Annotated in this window: 15 protein-coding genes; 4 read left to right on the top strand and 11 right to left on the bottom strand. The window is 43.5% G+C overall.

Annotation, left to right across the window (positions count from 1 at the left end):
- Nucleotides 1-22: 22 nt before the first annotated feature.
- The 4 genes from AAHT65_RS08535 to AAHT65_RS08520 form a co-directional block, all read right to left on the bottom strand.
- The gene (locus AAHT65_RS08535) at nucleotides 23-1003 is read right to left on the bottom strand and encodes a metal ABC transporter substrate-binding protein (RefSeq protein ID WP_343311345.1); all 981 of its coding nucleotides are present in this window, start codon (nucleotides 1001-1003) and stop codon (nucleotides 23-25) included.
- 324 nt (nucleotides 1004-1327) lie between these two features.
- Nucleotides 1328-3013, bottom strand: a complete 1686-nt coding sequence (locus AAHT65_RS08530; RefSeq protein ID WP_343311343.1) for an alpha-glucosidase — start codon at nucleotides 3011-3013, stop codon at nucleotides 1328-1330.
- 95 nt (nucleotides 3014-3108) lie between these two features.
- Complete coding sequence (locus AAHT65_RS08525) at nucleotides 3109-3885, bottom strand: SDR family oxidoreductase (protein WP_003327998.1); 777 nt, start codon at nucleotides 3883-3885, stop codon at nucleotides 3109-3111.
- A gap of 112 nt (nucleotides 3886-3997) precedes the next feature.
- Entirely contained in the window at nucleotides 3998-5125 is a 1128-nt protein-coding gene (locus AAHT65_RS08520; RefSeq protein WP_063638859.1) for a tetratricopeptide repeat protein, read from the bottom strand.
- Between the two features lie 120 nt (nucleotides 5126-5245).
- Here AAHT65_RS08520 and AAHT65_RS08515 point away from each other — a divergent pair, with 120 nt between their 5' ends.
- Nucleotides 5246-5749 (top strand): M15 family metallopeptidase, encoded by a 504-nt coding sequence (locus AAHT65_RS08515; protein WP_088116439.1) that lies wholly within the window; start codon nucleotides 5246-5248, stop codon nucleotides 5747-5749.
- 10 nt (nucleotides 5750-5759) lie between these two features.
- Here the strand turns inward: AAHT65_RS08515 and AAHT65_RS08510 are convergent, their stop codons facing one another.
- The 3 genes from AAHT65_RS08510 to AAHT65_RS08500 all read right to left on the bottom strand — a co-directional run bounded on the left by AAHT65_RS08510 (nucleotide 5760) and on the right by AAHT65_RS08500 (nucleotide 9187).
- Complete coding sequence (locus AAHT65_RS08510) at nucleotides 5760-7124, bottom strand: YcdB/YcdC domain-containing protein (protein WP_343311342.1); 1365 nt, start codon at nucleotides 7122-7124, stop codon at nucleotides 5760-5762.
- Between the two features lie 138 nt (nucleotides 7125-7262).
- Nucleotides 7263-7700 carry a Fur family transcriptional regulator gene (locus AAHT65_RS08505; RefSeq protein WP_094231309.1) on the bottom strand — a complete coding sequence of 146 codons (438 nt, stop codon included), beginning with the start codon at nucleotides 7698-7700 and terminating at the stop codon, nucleotides 7263-7265.
- 83 nt (nucleotides 7701-7783) lie between these two features.
- A complete protein-coding gene (locus tag AAHT65_RS08500) occupies nucleotides 7784-9187 on the bottom strand; it encodes a YcdB/YcdC domain-containing protein (RefSeq protein ID WP_343311341.1) in 1404 nt (467 codons plus the stop codon).
- 347 nt (nucleotides 9188-9534) lie between these two features.
- Between AAHT65_RS08500 and AAHT65_RS08495 the strand changes: the two genes are divergently transcribed.
- Nucleotides 9535-10602: a DUF5105 domain-containing protein gene (locus AAHT65_RS08495; protein ID WP_003327992.1), complete on the top strand. Its 1068-nt coding sequence runs from the start codon at nucleotides 9535-9537 to the stop codon at nucleotides 10600-10602.
- A 42-nt stretch (nucleotides 10603-10644) separates the two neighbouring features.
- Here AAHT65_RS08495 and AAHT65_RS08490 read toward each other — a convergent pair whose 3' ends face one another.
- The 3 genes from AAHT65_RS08490 to AAHT65_RS08480 all read right to left on the bottom strand — a co-directional run bounded on the left by AAHT65_RS08490 (nucleotide 10645) and on the right by AAHT65_RS08480 (nucleotide 13726).
- On the bottom strand, nucleotides 10645-11577 hold the full coding sequence (locus AAHT65_RS08490; protein ID WP_343311340.1) for an aldo/keto reductase: 933 nt from the start codon (nucleotides 11575-11577) through the stop codon (nucleotides 10645-10647).
- Nucleotides 11578-11853: 276 nt separating this feature from the next.
- Entirely contained in the window at nucleotides 11854-12921 is a 1068-nt protein-coding gene (locus AAHT65_RS08485) for a helix-turn-helix domain-containing protein (protein ID WP_094231305.1), read from the bottom strand.
- Nucleotides 12922-13081: 160 nt separating this feature from the next.
- The gene (locus AAHT65_RS08480) at nucleotides 13082-13726 is read right to left on the bottom strand and encodes an esterase/lipase family protein (protein WP_094231304.1); all 645 of its coding nucleotides are present in this window, start codon (nucleotides 13724-13726) and stop codon (nucleotides 13082-13084) included.
- A 449-nt stretch (nucleotides 13727-14175) separates the two neighbouring features.
- On the opposite strand from AAHT65_RS08480, the gene AAHT65_RS08475 reads away from it, so the two are divergent.
- The gene (locus tag AAHT65_RS08475) at nucleotides 14176-14742 is read left to right on the top strand and encodes a TetR/AcrR family transcriptional regulator (RefSeq protein WP_343311339.1); all 567 of its coding nucleotides are present in this window, start codon (nucleotides 14176-14178) and stop codon (nucleotides 14740-14742) included.
- 61 nt (nucleotides 14743-14803) lie between these two features.
- Nucleotides 14804-16240, top strand: a complete 1437-nt coding sequence (gene lmr(B) / locus AAHT65_RS08470; protein ID WP_063638858.1) for a lincomycin efflux MFS transporter Lmr(B) — start codon at nucleotides 14804-14806, stop codon at nucleotides 16238-16240.
- Nucleotides 16241-16288: 48 nt separating this feature from the next.
- On the opposite strand, the gene AAHT65_RS08465 is transcribed toward lmr(B), so the two are convergent.
- Nucleotides 16289-17422 (bottom strand): aminotransferase class V-fold PLP-dependent enzyme, encoded by a 1134-nt coding sequence (locus AAHT65_RS08465; RefSeq protein WP_425524848.1) that lies wholly within the window; start codon nucleotides 17420-17422, stop codon nucleotides 16289-16291.
- Nucleotides 17423-17462: the final 40 nt, after the last annotated feature.

Here is a 17462-nt window from a genome sequence, read left to right as displayed (position 1 = left end):
CACCCTGCGGCGCACACTATCTTTATTTATCCAATAGTGAATCTTTAAGGGCATCCAGGTTTTTCTCCATGATTTTGATGTAACCTGTGCCTTTATCCTGTTCTTCTTTACTTAAACCTTCCAGTGTATTGAGCACTTCTGTTTTCGCGCCAATTTCACCGGCAAGAGTATCGGCAACTTTAGATGATGCGACTTCTTCAAAATAAATGATTTTCACGTTGTGTTTTTTTGCAAATGTTTTGAGTTTAGCTAAATTGGCCGCACTTGGCTCTTGATCAGGTGAAAGACCGGAGATCGGAACTTGTGTCAGACCGTATTCTTTTGCCAAATAGCTGAAAGCCGAATGCTGTGTGATAAATTCTTTCTTCGATGCTTTTTTTACTGTTGTACGATATAGTTTATCAAGATCTTTCAGTTTTGCAATATATTCTTTACTATTTTTCTCATAATATTCTTTGTTATCCGGGTCCTGTTTTACAATTTGTGCAGTGATATTTTCAACTTCTTTTTGTGCAAGAACTGGGCTGAGCCATACATGAGGGTCCATTTCATGGCTGTGCTCGTGCTCGTGTTCCTCTTCATCCCCGTGCTCATGCTCTTCTTCCTCTTCATGAGAACCTTCCATCAGATCAATGCCTTTGCTGGCATTAACGAATGTGGCGTGGTCTTTGTCCATGCTTTTCTCAGCAGACGGCACCCATGTTTCCATGTACTTGCTGTTGTAGACAAACAGATCTGCGTTTTGAATATTGGCAATGTCCTTCGGCGTCGGCTCCCAATCATGAGGCTCAACAGAAGACGGTATTAAAAGATCCACATCGCCTTTGTCTTTTACGACTTGTTTCGTAAATTCATACATTGGATAGAAAGTAGTGACAACTTGCAATTTGCCGTTTTTCTTATCAGATGACCCTGATGATCCTTTAGATGATGAATTGCCGCATGCCGCGACTAACAAAAAGCATGCTGCGATCATAAACAGGCCGCTCCATTTCTTACGCATAGTAATCCCCTCTTTTTTTAAAATGACTTTATGATTCTGTAAATCAAAATGATAACGATTTTGTAAATAAACTGAGGTATTCGTTTTGTATCCTTTATAATAATAAAACGAAGTAATTACGTTTTGCAAGGATAATTTATAAATTTATTCATTAAAAAAACAGACGGCACAGACCGCCTGCTTGTTTGATGGCGGCTGACTCCAAAGCCAGCCGGTATTATGAAACATATGTGGGCCTGCGGGCATATGCCCGCATCCGGTCCGGCAAAAACCAGAGGCTGTTTGCCCGTAACAGGACTGCGGCGAAGAGGATGAAGATCTGACTCAATCCCTTTTTAACAGATACACCCTGCTTTCAAACGGTTTTAATTCTATGGATGGAAGAGCTTCTCTGCCGCCATCATAGTTGCTGAGAAGGAGCTGTGCCATTTCCCGTTCCAGCTCGTCCGGCCATTGGAATATGGCTTCTTTGTCAGAGAAATTGTTAATGACCAACAGCTGCCGGGTGTCTGTCTGCCTGATATATACAAACAGATTCGGATCGTCCGGCAGAAGCAAGTCATAGCTGCCTTTCATAAGGTCCGCGTACTGTTTTCGCAAGCTGATCAGCTTTTTGTAATAGGATAAGATGGAATCGGGATCAGCCAGTGCTTCGGCGGCATTGATGGATGTATAGTTAGGATTCACTTTCAGCCACGGCGTGCCGTCCGTAAAGCCCGCATGCTTCCCGTCATTCCACTGCATCGGCGTCCGGGCGTGGTCGCGGCTTTTTGCCAAAATGGATGTCATCACCTCTTTTGGATCATAGCCTTTTTCATACACGCGTTTATGATACATATTGACCGTTTGAATATCTTTATAGTCTTCAATCCGGGTAAACAGCGCATTCGTCATCCCGAGCTCTTCTCCCTGATAAATATACGGCGTTCCTTTCATCAAATAGAGCACGGCGGCAAGCATCTTCGCGGATTCTTTGCGGTATTTCCCCTCATCGCCAAACCGGGAGACAATTCGCGGCTGGTCATGGTTGCACCAAAACAGCGTGTTCCAACCCTTGTTCTCAAGCTTCTTTTGCCATTTTGTTAAGACAGATTTCAAATCAGAAAGCTCAAGGGGCTTAAGATCCCAATGTTCCTTGCCCGGCTGCTGGTCAAGCTCCATATGCTGAAAATGGAAGATCATATTCAATTCATGCTCATCAGTTCCCGTGTATTTTAAACCTTCCTCGGGTGTCACGGATCCTGCCTCTCCGACAGACATTACATCATATTGAGAAAATACCTCTTCGGTCATTTCTGTCAGGTAATCGTGAATCCGCCTGCCGTTTGGCTGAAAGGGCTTCGATTCAGCCTTGCCCTGGACGTAATCCTCGTATGACGGAAGATATTCTTTTTTAGATATGAGATGAAGCTGATCAATTCGCAGGCCGTCCACCCCTTTATCAAGCCAGAATCTCATCATTTCATACACAGCCTGACGTACGTCTTCGTTTTCCCAGTTCAAATCCGCCTGTTTCACTGCGTTCATATGCAGATAATACTCACCCGTGTGCTCCTCGTACTGCCAGACTGACTGTCCATAATCAGACTGCCAATCTGTCGGCGGCCCATGTTTTGTGCCCGGGCGCCAAAAATAGAAGCTGCGGTATTTGCTCGTTTTGTCTAGTTCCGCCTCTTTAAACCACGCGTGCTCAGTAGACGTATGATTTAACACAAAATCCATCACAAGCTTTAAGCCCCGCTTATGTACCTCTTCCAGAAGCTCATGAAAATCTTCCATTGTCCCATACGATTCCATCACCGTTTTATGGTCCGTGACATCATATCCATAATCCACGTTCGGAGAAGGATAAATCGGGCAAATCCAAATGACATCAGCACCTAGCTGTTTGATATAATCGAGCCGGGAAATAATCCCCTGCAAATCTCCGATTCCGTCACCGTTACTATCTTGAAAGCTTCTCGGATACACTTGATAAACGACAGAGTCCTTCCACCAATCCTTCTTCATGTCAGCATCCCCCTGTTTTTTTATTGTTTATTTCCTTATTTTGAAAGAAACGAAACAAAAAAGAGAAGGCTTCCCTTCTCTTTCTCTCTGTTCTTCTATTCCAGCTGAGACGGATACAGCGTCATGCCGCCGTCTACAAAGAGTGTGGTTCCGGTCACGTAGCTTGCCTCCTCTGATACGAGCCATGCTGCCGCGGCGGCAACTTCTTCGGGTTTGCCGAATGTTTTCATCGGAATTTTTTTCAGCTGTACTTGTTTATGTTCTTCCTCTTGAAGATCATCGTTTGATTCCGTTGCGATCGTACCCGGCGCCAGAGCATTGACTCGAATGCCCTTGTCAGCATAGTTCAGCGCTAACGTTTCTGTCATGAGCTTCATGCCGCCTTTGGACGTGGAATATTGTACATTCAGCGGACGCGGAATTTGCTGATGGACGCTGGAGATGTTTAATACATTTCCTTTAATGTTGTGCTTCATCATGTGCTTCAGCGCCGCCTTTGCCCCCATAAAGGTTCCTGTTACATTCACATCAATCACCTTTTGCCAATCTTCCAAACTCATTTCGTGCGGCATTGCTTCAGCGCCGTTAAAACCTGAATTATTCACCATCACATCGAGTGTGCCAAACTGTTGTAAGGCCGTATCCATCAAAGCTTCAATACCCGCTTCCGAGGACACATCAGCCTCAACCGCTACAGCTTGGCCGCCGTTTTGCTTGATCGTTTCGATTGTTTCCTCCGCTCCGCTCGGATCGCTGTGATAATTCACAACAACGTTCATTTTTTCCTTTCCGAAGCGTTCGGCAATGGCTTTTCCTATTCCTTTTGACGATCCTGTCACGATCGCTGTTTTTCCTTGTAAATCTTCATACATGTTTTTCTGCCCCCTTAGACTCTGTTTCGATTACTGACAAAATACCCGTTTTGCCGTCTAAGAAAACAGGACAAAAAAAGAGCGCGGAAAAACCGTGGTTTCTCCGCACTCTTTATACATTGTAACAGTCGCTGCTCTGCAAGCGTTTTTTAATATTTGCAAGCTTTCGGTAGAAATAAGCCGCTGACTGATAATTTTCCTTTTTATTGAAGTAATCAGCTGCATCAAGCACTAATTCCTCAGTATCTGCTAAAAGCTGTTTCGATTCCAGTTTATCAAAAAGTGCATCAAGCACTGCCTGATCACCTTTTTCGAGATAAAGCTCATTCAGAAGACGGAATTTCGTCTCGTAAATGTCATCGCTCCACTCTGAAGCACTTTTCATACCGCGGTGATAGGACTCTTTTGCTTTACTGTATTTTTCTTCTTTAAAATAGATATGGGTCAGCGAAAAAATGGCTTGAATGACCTGCTGAAAGTTGTGCTCCTCAAAAATGGCGGCCGCTTTTTCAAAATAGCCCGCCGCCTTGGCAAAGTTGCCCAAGCTGTACATACAATGCCCTAAATTATAATGGGCCGCCGCTATCATATAATCTTCCTCAAGCAGCTGTGCGTGGTGCAACGCGCTTCGAAGGTGTTCCAGCGCCTTCTCGTGATGATAAACATCCGTCAAGTTCCCCGCGATGACAAATTCGCATTGCACTCTTCTCGTTCCATATAACTCATATTTCGTATAAATATCAAGCGCCTGACTCGCATAACTCATCGAAAAATACGTTTGCTTCATATGATAATAAACCTCGGCGACTTTAAACAGGAATTCAGCTTTTTCAATATCATCTTCAACGTACTCCAGCTTTTCCTCCGCCTGCTTATAATGAGAGATCGCCGAAATGAAATTCTTTTGCTTAAATTCATACATTCCGCGGAAATAATAGAAATAATATTCCAATAATCCCGTCAGTTTTTGCTGATTCATTTCAATGTCGTTCAGCATTTCAGAGAATGGAGGCTGGCTGCCGCTGTCTTTTACAGGCTTCAGTTTGTCCAGCATAATCCGGTGCCGGAATTCCATCAAAGAAAAATATAATAGTAAGTCCTGATTTTCTTCCATGTCTTCTAATTCGCGCTCGATCTCTCTCTTTAATTGATCTGCTTCGTCAGCTTTAAACGCGCGAATGAGCTTGTACCATTCGTTTAGTTTTACTGCAACTTCTTCGGATGGAATCTTTGATTTCATCATCTGCCCCCTTCCTCCTGCTACTATTTATGTTATATTTTATCATAGCTATGATTTTTTAGAGAGTGCGAATTACCTGAAACAGAATGTTCAGCACATCCTTAGAAAGAGTGACCCAGCATGAAATTGTCCGCAAGAATACTGATGATTTTATTCATTCTATTAGCGCTGCATCTATGTTCGACGTATGTACAGCATGATTGGCTGCCAAAACAGGCATTAAAGGACAGGCCGATCCCGGAAGGCCTGCATCCGATCGTCAAACAAAACACGGAAATTCTAAAGGCGGCGGCTGAGAAAAAAGGCATCTCCATTGTGATCACGGAAGGATTCAGGTCGATCGAGGAGCAAAACGAATTGTATAAACAAGGACGGTCCAAAAAGGGGAATATTGTTACTTATGCAAAAGGCGGCGAATCCTATCATAACTATGGGCTTGCCATTGATTTTGCCCTTCAGCAAAAAAACGGCAGTCTCTTATGGGATATAGAATATGACGGCAACCGAAACGGAACGTCAGATTGGCTGGAAGTTGTGGCCATTGCCAAAAAACTCGGATTTGAATGGGGCGGCGACTGGAAGCGTTTCAAGGACTACCCTCATCTGCAAATGGTTCCTGATTAACCAGGCGGAACTAGAGCCGTTTCTTTCGCCTTTTGTGTGCGTCAATATATGATGGGTACACCGGGGTATATACGAGCTTATAATCATACTCACTGTGAGGGGAGAAATCGGGCTGCCACTCCAGCTTCAAATCGAACGCGGACAAAAATGCCGCTCTGGCTTCTTCAACAGGCACGTCCGGCCGATGCTTGATTTTTTCCAATACTTCCGGGTCAATGTCCGGCGCCATATACGCGTCAACGTGTCCAGTCTCCCGATTGACGATGATGCGGGCCGCTCCAAAACGTAAAGGGACATCTTTATACCAAATCGAAAAATGGTTTCGAATCCTGCCTTTCTCGTCTGTTCTGGATGGGTTGACTCTGAAAAACTCCCTTGCTCGCGGAAAGAGCGCATACAAAAATCGGAGCGCTATTGTCTCGCATTCTTCCTTCGAATATTTGATGTCGCCCTGTTGTTTTACAAATGAAATAAAGGCAGTTATATTCCCTGTTTTTTTATCCGTTTTCATTTTCATCGTGTTTTGGTTGCGGCTTTCAAAGTAGCTTCCAATGCTTAAATCCTTCCGCTCCGGTGCTTCTCCTTTTCGCCATGTGGTACCGTATACGTCCCCAAAGTCCCGTTCACCGACTTTTTTCATGTCATTGGTAAAACCCATCATCTGATAGATATCAGGTTCTTGCCCGCTTTTCTCCAAAAGAGGCAAGGGTGCTCCTTGTTCCGTTCTTTCATCGGAGAGATTCTGGTCCGGGACAATTGCACTTACATCGGCTGGATAGCTGTAGCCGGGCATGATCGGTTCATATACAAGACGAGGCGCCTTTTCATTATCGATGACATCATACACCAGCTTGAAAGACAGCGTATTTACATAATGAGAAATGACCTTCTCTTTCTCCACAAACTCTTCGGGAATGTCGGCTCTTCCTTCTCCTCCGTAGTATAAAAAGTTGACGACGCGTCCGCTGCGGCTGATATCAATGAGAAAGCCTGAATTGGGGAGAGGCAGCTCCAGCACTTTTTTTATATAAATAAAACGGACATGATGTTTCCGTTCTTCCTTTGCTTGAAAATGAAAATACATAAAAGTATCCGGATGATGGCCGGCGGCAAATTGAAGAGCCGTCAGCTTCAGCTCAGCGTCCGAAAGCCTCTTATCTAACATGGGAGAGGCGGTAGTTGAGTATCTGAGCAAAGAACCGTCCATCCCCAGCTCGACCGTAATTTTCTTTCCTGTATGTTCGGGGTCTCTCCAAATAAAATAGGCTTTAGCCTTCTTTTTTTGCCTTTCGTCATAATCTTCTATTTCAAGTTCGTAATGGGGCGGCACATCTCCGATCTCCATCGCCTTCTTTTTGAGCTGTTCTTTTACCAATGAAGTCATCCTTTCACAAAAGAGTTTACGGCAAAGAGAACCGAATTTTATTATATAAAAAGACCTTTCTTCTTTACAGTGAAGAAAGGTCCCTTTCTCTTGTTAAATTTTTTGCCATGTGAAGAAATGAGATACGGTTTACTGCCTATCCTTCTCTTTCCTGTGACAATCTTCACATAATCCGTAAAACTCCAGACGGTGATGCATGACTTTAAACCCTGTCATTTGCGCGGCAAATTCCTCAACCTCATCCAAGTAAGGGTAATGAAAATCAACGATCTTTCCGCACGTTTCACATATGACGTGATAATGCTCGTCTTCGGCTAAATCAAAACGGACAAGCTCTCCAAAGCCCATCTCCCTTATCAGGCCTTCTTTTTTGAAATAGCGCAGTGTATTATACACGGTTGCTGTACTGACTGCCGGAAATTCAGCCTTCAGTGATTGATAGATGTCATCCGCGGTCGGGTGATGTCTTTTTACCGATAAATCGTGATAGATTGCGAGTCTCTGGGGCGTAATCCGTATTCCTTTCCCTTTTAATTGCTCTAAAGCTTCCTGTTTCAGCTCAGACATTCTTCTAACACCTCTTTTTTACATCAACTGTCTTTGCCCGATTTGATGTGATACGTTCATCGCAGGCATCAAGTCAGGTTTTTTCAGATAAGACTTCTTATAACCTTTCCGCTATGAGCTTCAATAAAGCTCGGAAAAACCGGCTGATACACAAGCTGGTAGCTCATGCTGGCATCATCGCCGTATTGCTTATCCCAAGCCAGCTTCACCTTGAGTGCGTCGAGAAAAATGGATCTGGCCTTTTCTATTGAAACCGAGGGAACGGGGTCTATGGATTGTAATGTTTCAGGGTCAATATCCGGCGCCATATATGTAGTGACTTGGCCCGTTGTACGGTTCACGCAGATCCTTGTATAACTGAACCTCAGCGGGACGCCGTTGCAGACTGCTTCAAATGTAAACCCGACTATCGTTTCCGCATCCTCCGGTTCATCATATTTTAATTGAAAAAATCGGTCAGCATTGGGAAATAGGGTGAACAGAAACCGGAGCGCCCTTTTCTCACATTCCGCACGGGACAAATGGAACGGCCCTTTTTTGTCCATAAAAGACATGACTCCGGCCAGTTTTCCGGTTTCTTTGTGACGGATCATTTTCATTACCTTTTCCATCCTCCCTTCAAACCAGCTTTTCATGCTTTTGTCTTTTGGCTCCGGAGCGGGGCCCTCGCGCCAAACTTCGCCGATCGTTCCGTCCCCCATATCTGCTTCCCGTACTTTTGTTAAACCATCATGCCAACCGATCATGCTATTGATATCAGCTTTTTCCGTAACACCCTCGAAAAGGGGCAGCGGAAAGCTTTCTGATTCAATTTCTCCGTCCTCACATTCCGTTGGACATTCTGATAAATCAGCGGGTAACGGACTCAAATAAGACTCGTATACCAAATGAGGATTATCATCTCCAGACTCATATACCGAGCTATGAAGAACGGTAAACATGAGTTTGAAATCAACATTCTTCACATAATGGGCCAGAGCCGTTTGTTCATCCGCAATGTGTTCCGGCTTGACAAGAGCCTCCGCGTGCCCGCAGTAGCGAAAATTGACTATCTCCCCCGCCAAGGATACATCCGCGTACCATCCGGTCATGGGAATCGGAAGTCCGTCCGCCATCTGAATATATGAGAATCTCACTTTTCCATCTTCTTCCTCAGCTTGTTCTTGCAGCACAAATTGCGACGAAGCTCCGGGATAATGGGTTTCTGTAAATTGAAGCATTCTTTCAAACAAAAGCTCATCAGACAGCGTATTCTCTTCTGGATCGGCGACATAGCGGCCAAGCGCTTCAAGCCGACCATCCATGCCAAGTTCAACGAAGACAGCTTCGTCTTCATCATCAGGATTACCCCACCAAAAATAAGCTCTGTTTTCTTCAGCGTCTTCTCCATAATCTTCAATGTTTAGTTGGAAATGTTTCGGTACATTTCCGATCTGCCGGGCTCTTTCTTTTAACTCCTCTTTCTTCAAACGATCACTTCCTTTCATTCATCATTTACCAAGTCATAAAATGAAATCCATTTCAAAATAATCTAAAAGTTCTAGTCTAATACTCACACATTTTCCAGAATTGGCAGTACATCCAGAACATTTTTCACCAAAAATAGTAGGATGAACCTATTCAATATAAAAGCTAATAATCTTAAAATTAAACACGTTGTAACATTTTTATAGGTAATCAATCGTGATGGAGGGCCAAATTTTCCAAAATCGGCGGACAAAACCATGAGAAAAGAACTGATTTTTTGCATAAGTGCCAAAAGCCATTCAAAAAGATCCATTTCTCTAAGACAAAAGCCGCGTCCCATCCGTAAATGAATTGAGGGGGAAATTAAATGTTCAAGAAAAAAACGTATGCTGTTTTCCTTATACTGATCCTGACGCTTTTTACAGCAGCTTGTTCAGGAAGTAAAGCGAATGGGGAAAAGAAAAACTCAGATTCTGAGAAGAAATCAGATACGGCAGAAGTAAAGATTGATAGTACCGAGTACACGCTTCCGCCGCAATATGACAACTCTGCTTCAAATGATCAGCTCGTATTAAAAGTAAACGTTTCTGTGAAAAACACAGGGAAAGACATTTTATATGTCAACAGCAATGATTTCACCTTATACCAAGGGGACACAAAGTCTTCAGAGTCTACACCTGACGATTATAATGAACGCCTCCAAAGCAGTTCTTTGAATCCTGATAAAGCAATCAAAGGCAGCCTGTTCTATGTCGTAGACAAAGGCAAAAAATATGAGCTTGTCTATAATCCGCCAAGCAGCGGCAGCGATAAAAAGGAAAAATCGTTAACATTTAAAATTGATGGAAGCAGCAAGAAAATCCTCGCTACCGCCGACCAGCTTCAAAACCCGGCAAAGGCGCTGTCTGCGTATGTGGATATCCTGTTATTCGGAAAGGATAACAAAGATTTCGAAAAAATTACGGGTGATAACAAAAACAAAATAGTAAACGAATTTAACAAAGCGGCAAAGGAAAGCTATGTATCTGCTTCCGGTCTTTCCAGTCAATACGCAGATGATAAAACACTTGATAAAATACTCGGTGCCATTACATCAACGTTAAGCGAAAAATCTGCCGTTCAAACGAAGACAAAATCCATCACAGGAGACGAAGCGATTGTGGAAGCCACGATTAAGCCGGTTGACGCATCCTCTCTTTCCGACCGTATCAAAGACCGGGTGGAAGATTACTATAGCAAGAACTCTGGTTCAAGCTATGAAGATGCAGTTAAATACGCCCTAAACGTATATCCGGACGAATTCAAAAAGCTCGGTCCTGCGTCAACTGAAGAAACAGTAGAAGTCAAAATGAAGAAAAACGATATTGACCAATGGCAGCTTGACCAGAAGGATTACAGAGCATCGGAATTCGCATCAGCTTTCATTAAAGAATAATAAGGTAAGAGGAAATAGCAGCCGCTATTTCCTCTTGTTATTTTACTTAAATATGCCGCTGATATATTCAGCTTCATCATCCGTTAATTGAATATCGAGCGTTCTCAGGTTGTTTTTCAGCTGATCAGGACGTTTGGCGCCTGGAATGATCGCATCAATTGCGGGTCTCTTTAAGAGCCATGCAAGAGCGAGGTGAGCCGTCTTTGCCTGCTTATCTTTGGCAAGGGCTTTCAGCTTGTCCACCTTTTCCAGATTCTTAATAAATGTTTCTCCCTGAAACTGCGGATTGTCTTTTCTGATGTCATCAAATGTCGAATCCTTTGTGAACTTTCCTGTTAACAGCCCTGATGCGAGCGGGAAATACGGGATAAATGAAATGCCCTGCTCTTCGCAATAAGGGAGCAAGTCTTTCTCAGCATCGCGGTGAATTAAAGAGTATTCGGATTGAAAGACCTCTAAATACCCGTCTGCGTTAAATTCCTGCAATTGTTTAAAATCAAGATTAGAAGCGCCGATCGCTTTAATTTTGCCTTCGTCCTTCAATTCCTTCAGCGTTCCCGCCACCTCAGCCATAGGCGTTTTGCCATCCGGGAAATGGACGTAATACAGATCAATATAATCCGTTTTCAGGCGCTTCAAGCTTTTTTCAACTTCGCGGCGGAGAAATTCCCGGCTGTTGTCTAACTCAATGTCTCCGTTGACCTCTTTATGCGCTCCCTTAGAAGCGATAACCAGCTGGTCCCGTCCGCCTCTCTCGCTTACAATCTCTCCGATTAATTCCTCAGAACGGCCCAATCCATATATAAAGGCGGTATCGATAAAATTCACGCCGCCGTCTAAAGCTGTGCGAACCAAGTCCCTGCCAGTCTCATCATTCAAATTCGGAAACAGATTATGTCCTCCGACCGCGTTAGCTCCAAAACCGATTCGTTTCACCTGTAAATCTGTTTTGCCAAGAGTACGTGTTTGATCCATTGTTCATTCTCCTTCCGAAACGATATGTTTTGCCATTTGCCTATTTGGATTATCATAAAAACAAACTTCGCGTCACGTTCTACTATTAGATAAGTTAAATTTATTTTCCTGCTTTTTCAGCATACAAAAAAAGGAGAAAGCGCATGTCTCCTTTTTTCGACTTATTTTGGCAGCACCCATTTGTCTTTCAGAAAGGTCTTTCATTTAGAAATTAACATTCCGTTTCAAAAGAAAAAACCTTGAAAAGCCGCGGCTTCTCAAGGTTTTTATCTGCTGTTATGATGTTATTGCTGCTGCAAAGCTGTCTGCTTCGCTCTTTAACACACTTTCAATTTCTTTATAGCGGCTGGAAATGGTCGATGCGCTTACACCGTATTTCTTCGCCAATTTGGCTTGTGAAAGGGAAGCGCCGTTTAGAGAAATGGAATTCACATAATACTCGACCGCCGCAGCAAAAGCTTCAGGCTTTCTGATAACAGGCTCTTTTTTCTCACAGAAGGTTTTCCACAGGCCGATGACTGCCGGAATCAGCTTGTCCGGATACTCTTCTCCGCTCATTCCTTTTTCGATGGCGAGGGCTGTTTCCTTCTCCAAGTCGTTTGCCCACTCTATGCTTTCTTCTTCAGCAGCCGGCTGTTTCTCTTCTTCGCCTAACAAGGCAAAAAGAACCTGCTGGAAGTCTTCTTTCATAAAGCTTTCCGGCGTTTTGCCTTTTTGCAAAGCAGGATCTGCAATCTTCATCACTTTGCTGATCAAAGCGTCTGTTTTCTTTGCCGGGAAGATAGTAAACTGCATGAAGAATTCCGCTTTTTCCGCCTCGTGAATCGGATAGCCTAAAATCAGGCTTCCAAGCGGCGGAAGCTCTTGCTTTTTCACGTCCATCTCAACATTAAATTGCTTTTTCGTCACCACATCTTCAAACTGAATGACTGTCTCGTCCATTTCTTTCAACAGCAATAAAGCCGGAGTCATACTTTTCCATGATTCAACAAGCTCACGCGTTTTCGGGCGTGTAATGGAATCGGCTTTTTTCTGAAGATAGTCTTCAAAAATCGTTTGATTGCCGGCAAGCGGGTGAAAGAATATTCCCCAGATGCCTAAGTTAAACACGCTGATGTCTTTTGTCTGCCTGTCCATAGCTGAAAGAATGTCATACTGATTGATAAATGCTGAAATGCTTTCTCTATGTACTGTAAAGGCATACTCCATCAAGTCTTCCTGAATTTGTTTCGCTTCTTTTGCTGCCATTTCTGCTGGAAAATCGACAACCTTACTTCCGCAGCATTTTTTATATTTCTTACCGCTGCCGCATGGACAAGGGGCATTTCTTTTCACTTTTCCCACGATAAACCCTCCGAATTCTATTGTAACTTTACTATTTTAACAAAAATAACTTCCGAGGGCTTGGTTTCGAGCGAAAAAAGAATTTGGAAATGAGTGACGATATATCTCCTTATATACGTAAAGCCTTGATGAGCAAGCACTCTTCAAGGCTTTAAATCTATTAATTAGTATTTTCCCCGCCGCCGTTAAGGCCTTCTTTAATCAGCCCGTTTACTTGGCTGTTCATCAAAAGACCGATGTGGCCAACACCGTGAATTTGCACATTTTTCGCTCCGATTAATCTGGACAGCGGGTTCATGACAATCATGTCAGCTGAGCTGTAAACGGATGTGTATAAAATCTTTTGGTTCGGATCGGTGCCCGGCAGCGCTCTGTTTGTGACCAGTCCGTTCGCTCCGCCAAGAGTCACGACGTTAGCGATCTTGTCTCCGCCGTCCAGGTTTTTAATATAGTAAAGAGTATTAGCGCCGCCCATGCTGTGCGCGACAATATCCACTTTACTCGCTCCTGTTTCACTCAGCACTTTTTTCACATATGATGATAATCTTGGCGCATTGTTTCTATTATTCCCTGTTTTATCCAAAAAATCAATTGCATACAGGTCTTTGCTCGACCATCCTTGGGACACCAAGTAAGATTTAATTCCCGCGAAGTTAAAGGACGCCCCGCCAATACCATGGACCATGACCACTGGATTGTGTTCTGCAGCAGCTTTTGAAACGTTTGGCTGGATCGTAAACACAGACACGACACTCAGCATACAAATCATTAATACGGCTAATAGTTTAGATTTTACAGCATTCATGATATTTCCCCCTAATATGTAACGATTTAACAGACTTTATTCTATTAAAGAAACAGAGGGAAATATAGGGTATTTTTTCCTCTTTTCGACGAAAAAAATAACCCTTAAAAAATGAGTACAATTGACCTTTCGCGATAACGTATTTGTGCTTTTACGCGTTGATTTGAAAAAGCTGAGGGCGGGAGGCCCCTCAGCTTTTCTTTCAGATTTTTTCCTCTTACAAAATGGACTCTGCACAATATTTGGAAAGATGGGGATGCTTACTTTGCTCAACTTTTAATATTCATACACATTAAGGTATGTCCCGGTTTTAAGGAGGTTATCCTTCAAAATACAGGAGATGGCTTTCCGGATTTTTTTATTAAGTCTTTCTTGACATTCATTCACCTGACAAAGATAATAGACCAGTCACTATATTTTAGCTATTGCATTTTTAAGGTGGGAATTATATGAGTCATGGAGATTCTCGTGAAAAAATACTTTCAGCTGCGACTCGTCTTTTTCAGCTGCAGGGATATTACGGAACGGGACTAAATCAAATAATTAAAGAAAGCGGCGCGCCTAAAGGATCTCTTTATTATCACTTTCCCGAGGGTAAAGAACAACTGGCGATTGAAGCTGTGAATCAAATGAAGGAATATGTCCGTTTAAAAATAACCGAAAGCCTTGAAAAATGTTCAGATCCTGCGGAAGGCATTCAATCATTTCTGAAGGAACTGTCCTGTCAGTTCACATGTCCGGAAAATATTGAAGGATTGCCCGTTGGCTTACTTGCGGCGGAAACTTCATTGAAAAGTGAATTTTTACGTCATGCGTGTGATCAAGCCTATGAAACATGGGAAAACGCATTTGCGGAGAAATTACAGCAATCAGGTTTCTGCGAGAATAAAGCGAAGGAAATAAGCACCGTCATTAATTCAATGATTGAAGGCGGCATTATTCTTTCTATAACGAGGAAAGACAGCAAACCGCTTCTGCATATCGCCAACCTTATTCCAAAGCTGCTGAAAACTTAAAATAGAGACATCTTAACTACATTTCATACAGACTGGTCTATTGCCGGTTATAGAGAGGAGAATCGTTTTGGAAACAGCTGCACCTTCTAAACAATATAAAGTAATGCCTATTATGATTTCATTGCTGCTCGCCGGTTTTATCGGCATGTTCAGTGAAACAGCATTAAATATCGCCTTGACCGATCTCATGAAGGAGCTGAACATTACGGCGTCAACCGTACAATGGTTAACGACCGGATATTTGCTTGTTCTCGGAATTCTTGTTCCGGTATCAGGACTTCTCCTTCAATGGTTTACAACCAGACAGCTTTTTATCGTATCGCTCGCCTTTTCAATTTTGGGGACACTGATCGCTGCGATATCACCAAGCTTTTCATTTTTATTAATTGCAAGAATTGTGCAGGCCCTCGGAACAGGATTGCTGTTACCGTTGATGTTTAATACCATTTTGGTCATATTCCCGCCGCATAAACGCGGAGCTGCCATGGGAACGATCGGGCTTGTCATTATGTTTGCGCCGGCCATAGGACCGACGTTTTCCGGTTTGGTTTTAGAGCACCTTAACTGGCATTGGATCTTTTGGATTTCTCTTCCTTTTCTTGTGTTGGCTCTTATTTTCGGAATTGCTTACATGCAAAATGTGTCTGAAATTACAAAACCAAAAATTGATGTCCTTTCTATTATTCTATCGACGATTGGGTTCGGAGGCGTTGTGTTTGGCTTTAGTAATGCGGGTGAAGGGTCTGGCGGTTGGTCAAGTCCTATTGTTATCAGCTCACTCGCTGTCGGCGTAATCGCCCTTATTTTGTTTTCAATCCGCCAGCTTACGATGAAACAGCCAATGATGAATCTTCGTGCTTTCCGCTATCCGATGTTTGTCCTTGGCGTGCTCATGGTTTTCATCTGTATGATGGTTATTCTATCTTCCATGCTTCTGCTGCCGATGTTCTTACAAGGCGGCATGGCCTTAACGGCATTTACAGCAGGACTTGTGATGCTTCCCGGCGGAATTCTAAACGGTTTTATGTCGCCGGTTACAGGGCGCTTGTTTGATAAATACGGACCAAAATGGCTTGTCATTCCCGGTTTTGTCATTGTTACAGCCGTTCTCTGGTTTTTCTCAAATGTCACCACAGCGTCAACGGCGGCAGTTATTATCGTGCTTCATACATGTTTGATGATCGGTATCTCTATGATCATGATGCCGGCGCAAACAAATGGATTAAACCAGCTTCCGCCGAAGTTTTATCCAGACGGCACAGCCATTATGAATACCCTTCAGCAAATGGCAGGCGCGATCGGTACTGCGGTGGCGGTCAGCATTATGGCCGCAGGACAGCAAGATTATATGAGCGGTGTGAAGAATCCGGCTGATCCGTCCCTCATTCCAAAAGCACTGACCGCAGGTGTGCAGCATGCATTTATCTTTGCCATGATTGTGGCCATCCTCGGTCTGGTCTGTGCTTTCTTCATTAAACGTGTGAAAGTAGACCAATAATAAGAAGGCAGACTCTTTTAGGGTCTGCTTTTTTTATTGATATGTGCATCATTGACGGCAGGCAAATATATTTACCAGCTCATCAATCACATACTCCAATTCATCCTTTGTATTATAAAAATGAGGAGCCAGCCGGATGACATTATTCCGCGGTGCACAAACAATCTTTTGTTTTTTCAATCGTTCCGCTGTCTCCGATGCCCGCTCATCATAAATGGAGATCATCCCAGGCCGCTGGTCGCTGGATGTCGGCCCCATCACCCGCAGCCCTCTTTCACTTGCGTATTGAAAAGCATATGCACTCAGCTCTTTTATATAAACATGTATACGCGAAACTCCTATCTCATTAAGCAGCGACAAGCCTTCATGTGCGGCATACAAACTGATAAAGGACGGCGTTCCTGTTTCAAAACGTTTAGCTCCGCTTGCAAATGAAAAACGGTTTAAGTCAAAAGCCGCCGCGCTTTGCTGGCCAAACCAGCCTGAAGCTTTCGGCCGCAACTGTTCCGCCAGCTCTTTTCTCACATAAAGAAAAGCGGTTCCCGGAATGCCGAGCATATATTTTCGTGAACCTGCAGCCAGCATATCAATCCCGCTTTCCTTTACATCTATCGGGACGTGTCCGGCGGATTGATAGGCGTCTACAAATAACAACGAGCCTTTTTCCCGCGCAATGGCTGCGATTTGTTTGATATCTTGAAGAAAGCCATTATAGTAGTTGACGTGAGGCACACAGGTCAGCAGGGTCTCTTCACTGATACATGCTTCATAATTCTCAAGCGGCACCATCCCATCTGAAGAAGGAATAACTGATAAATCATAGTCTCTTTGCGCCTTCCAAATGTGAGCTGCTGCGGGGAAATCTATTTCTGTATAAACCACTTTCTTTTTTTTCCCATCTTGCAAAGCAGATGCGATCGAAACAATTGCATCGGAAACTGCAGGCAAGACCGCAATCTCCTCAGGCTCCGCGCCAATCAGAACAGCAAATTCATTTCTGGCGCTTTCTGTTTTTTTAATCGCTTCATCCCAGTTGGCTCCTGTTTGCAGTAAGCTGTCATGGTACTCTTTTATAGCTCTTGAAACCGGCAGTGCCAATGCGCTTTGAGAGCAGCTCGCAAGCATAGTATGCGTATGCAGCACCGGAAACAGTGACCGATATTGCTGAGAAAGATCCTCCAATATGATCCACTCCTTTTACCCATTGTCCGCTACATTTCAA

It is taken from the genome of Bacillus atrophaeus (assembly GCF_039519175.1).
Classification (GTDB): Bacteria; Bacillota; Bacilli; order Bacillales; family Bacillaceae; genus Bacillus; species Bacillus atrophaeus.
This window is presented reverse-complemented; position numbering and strand designations above follow the sequence as displayed.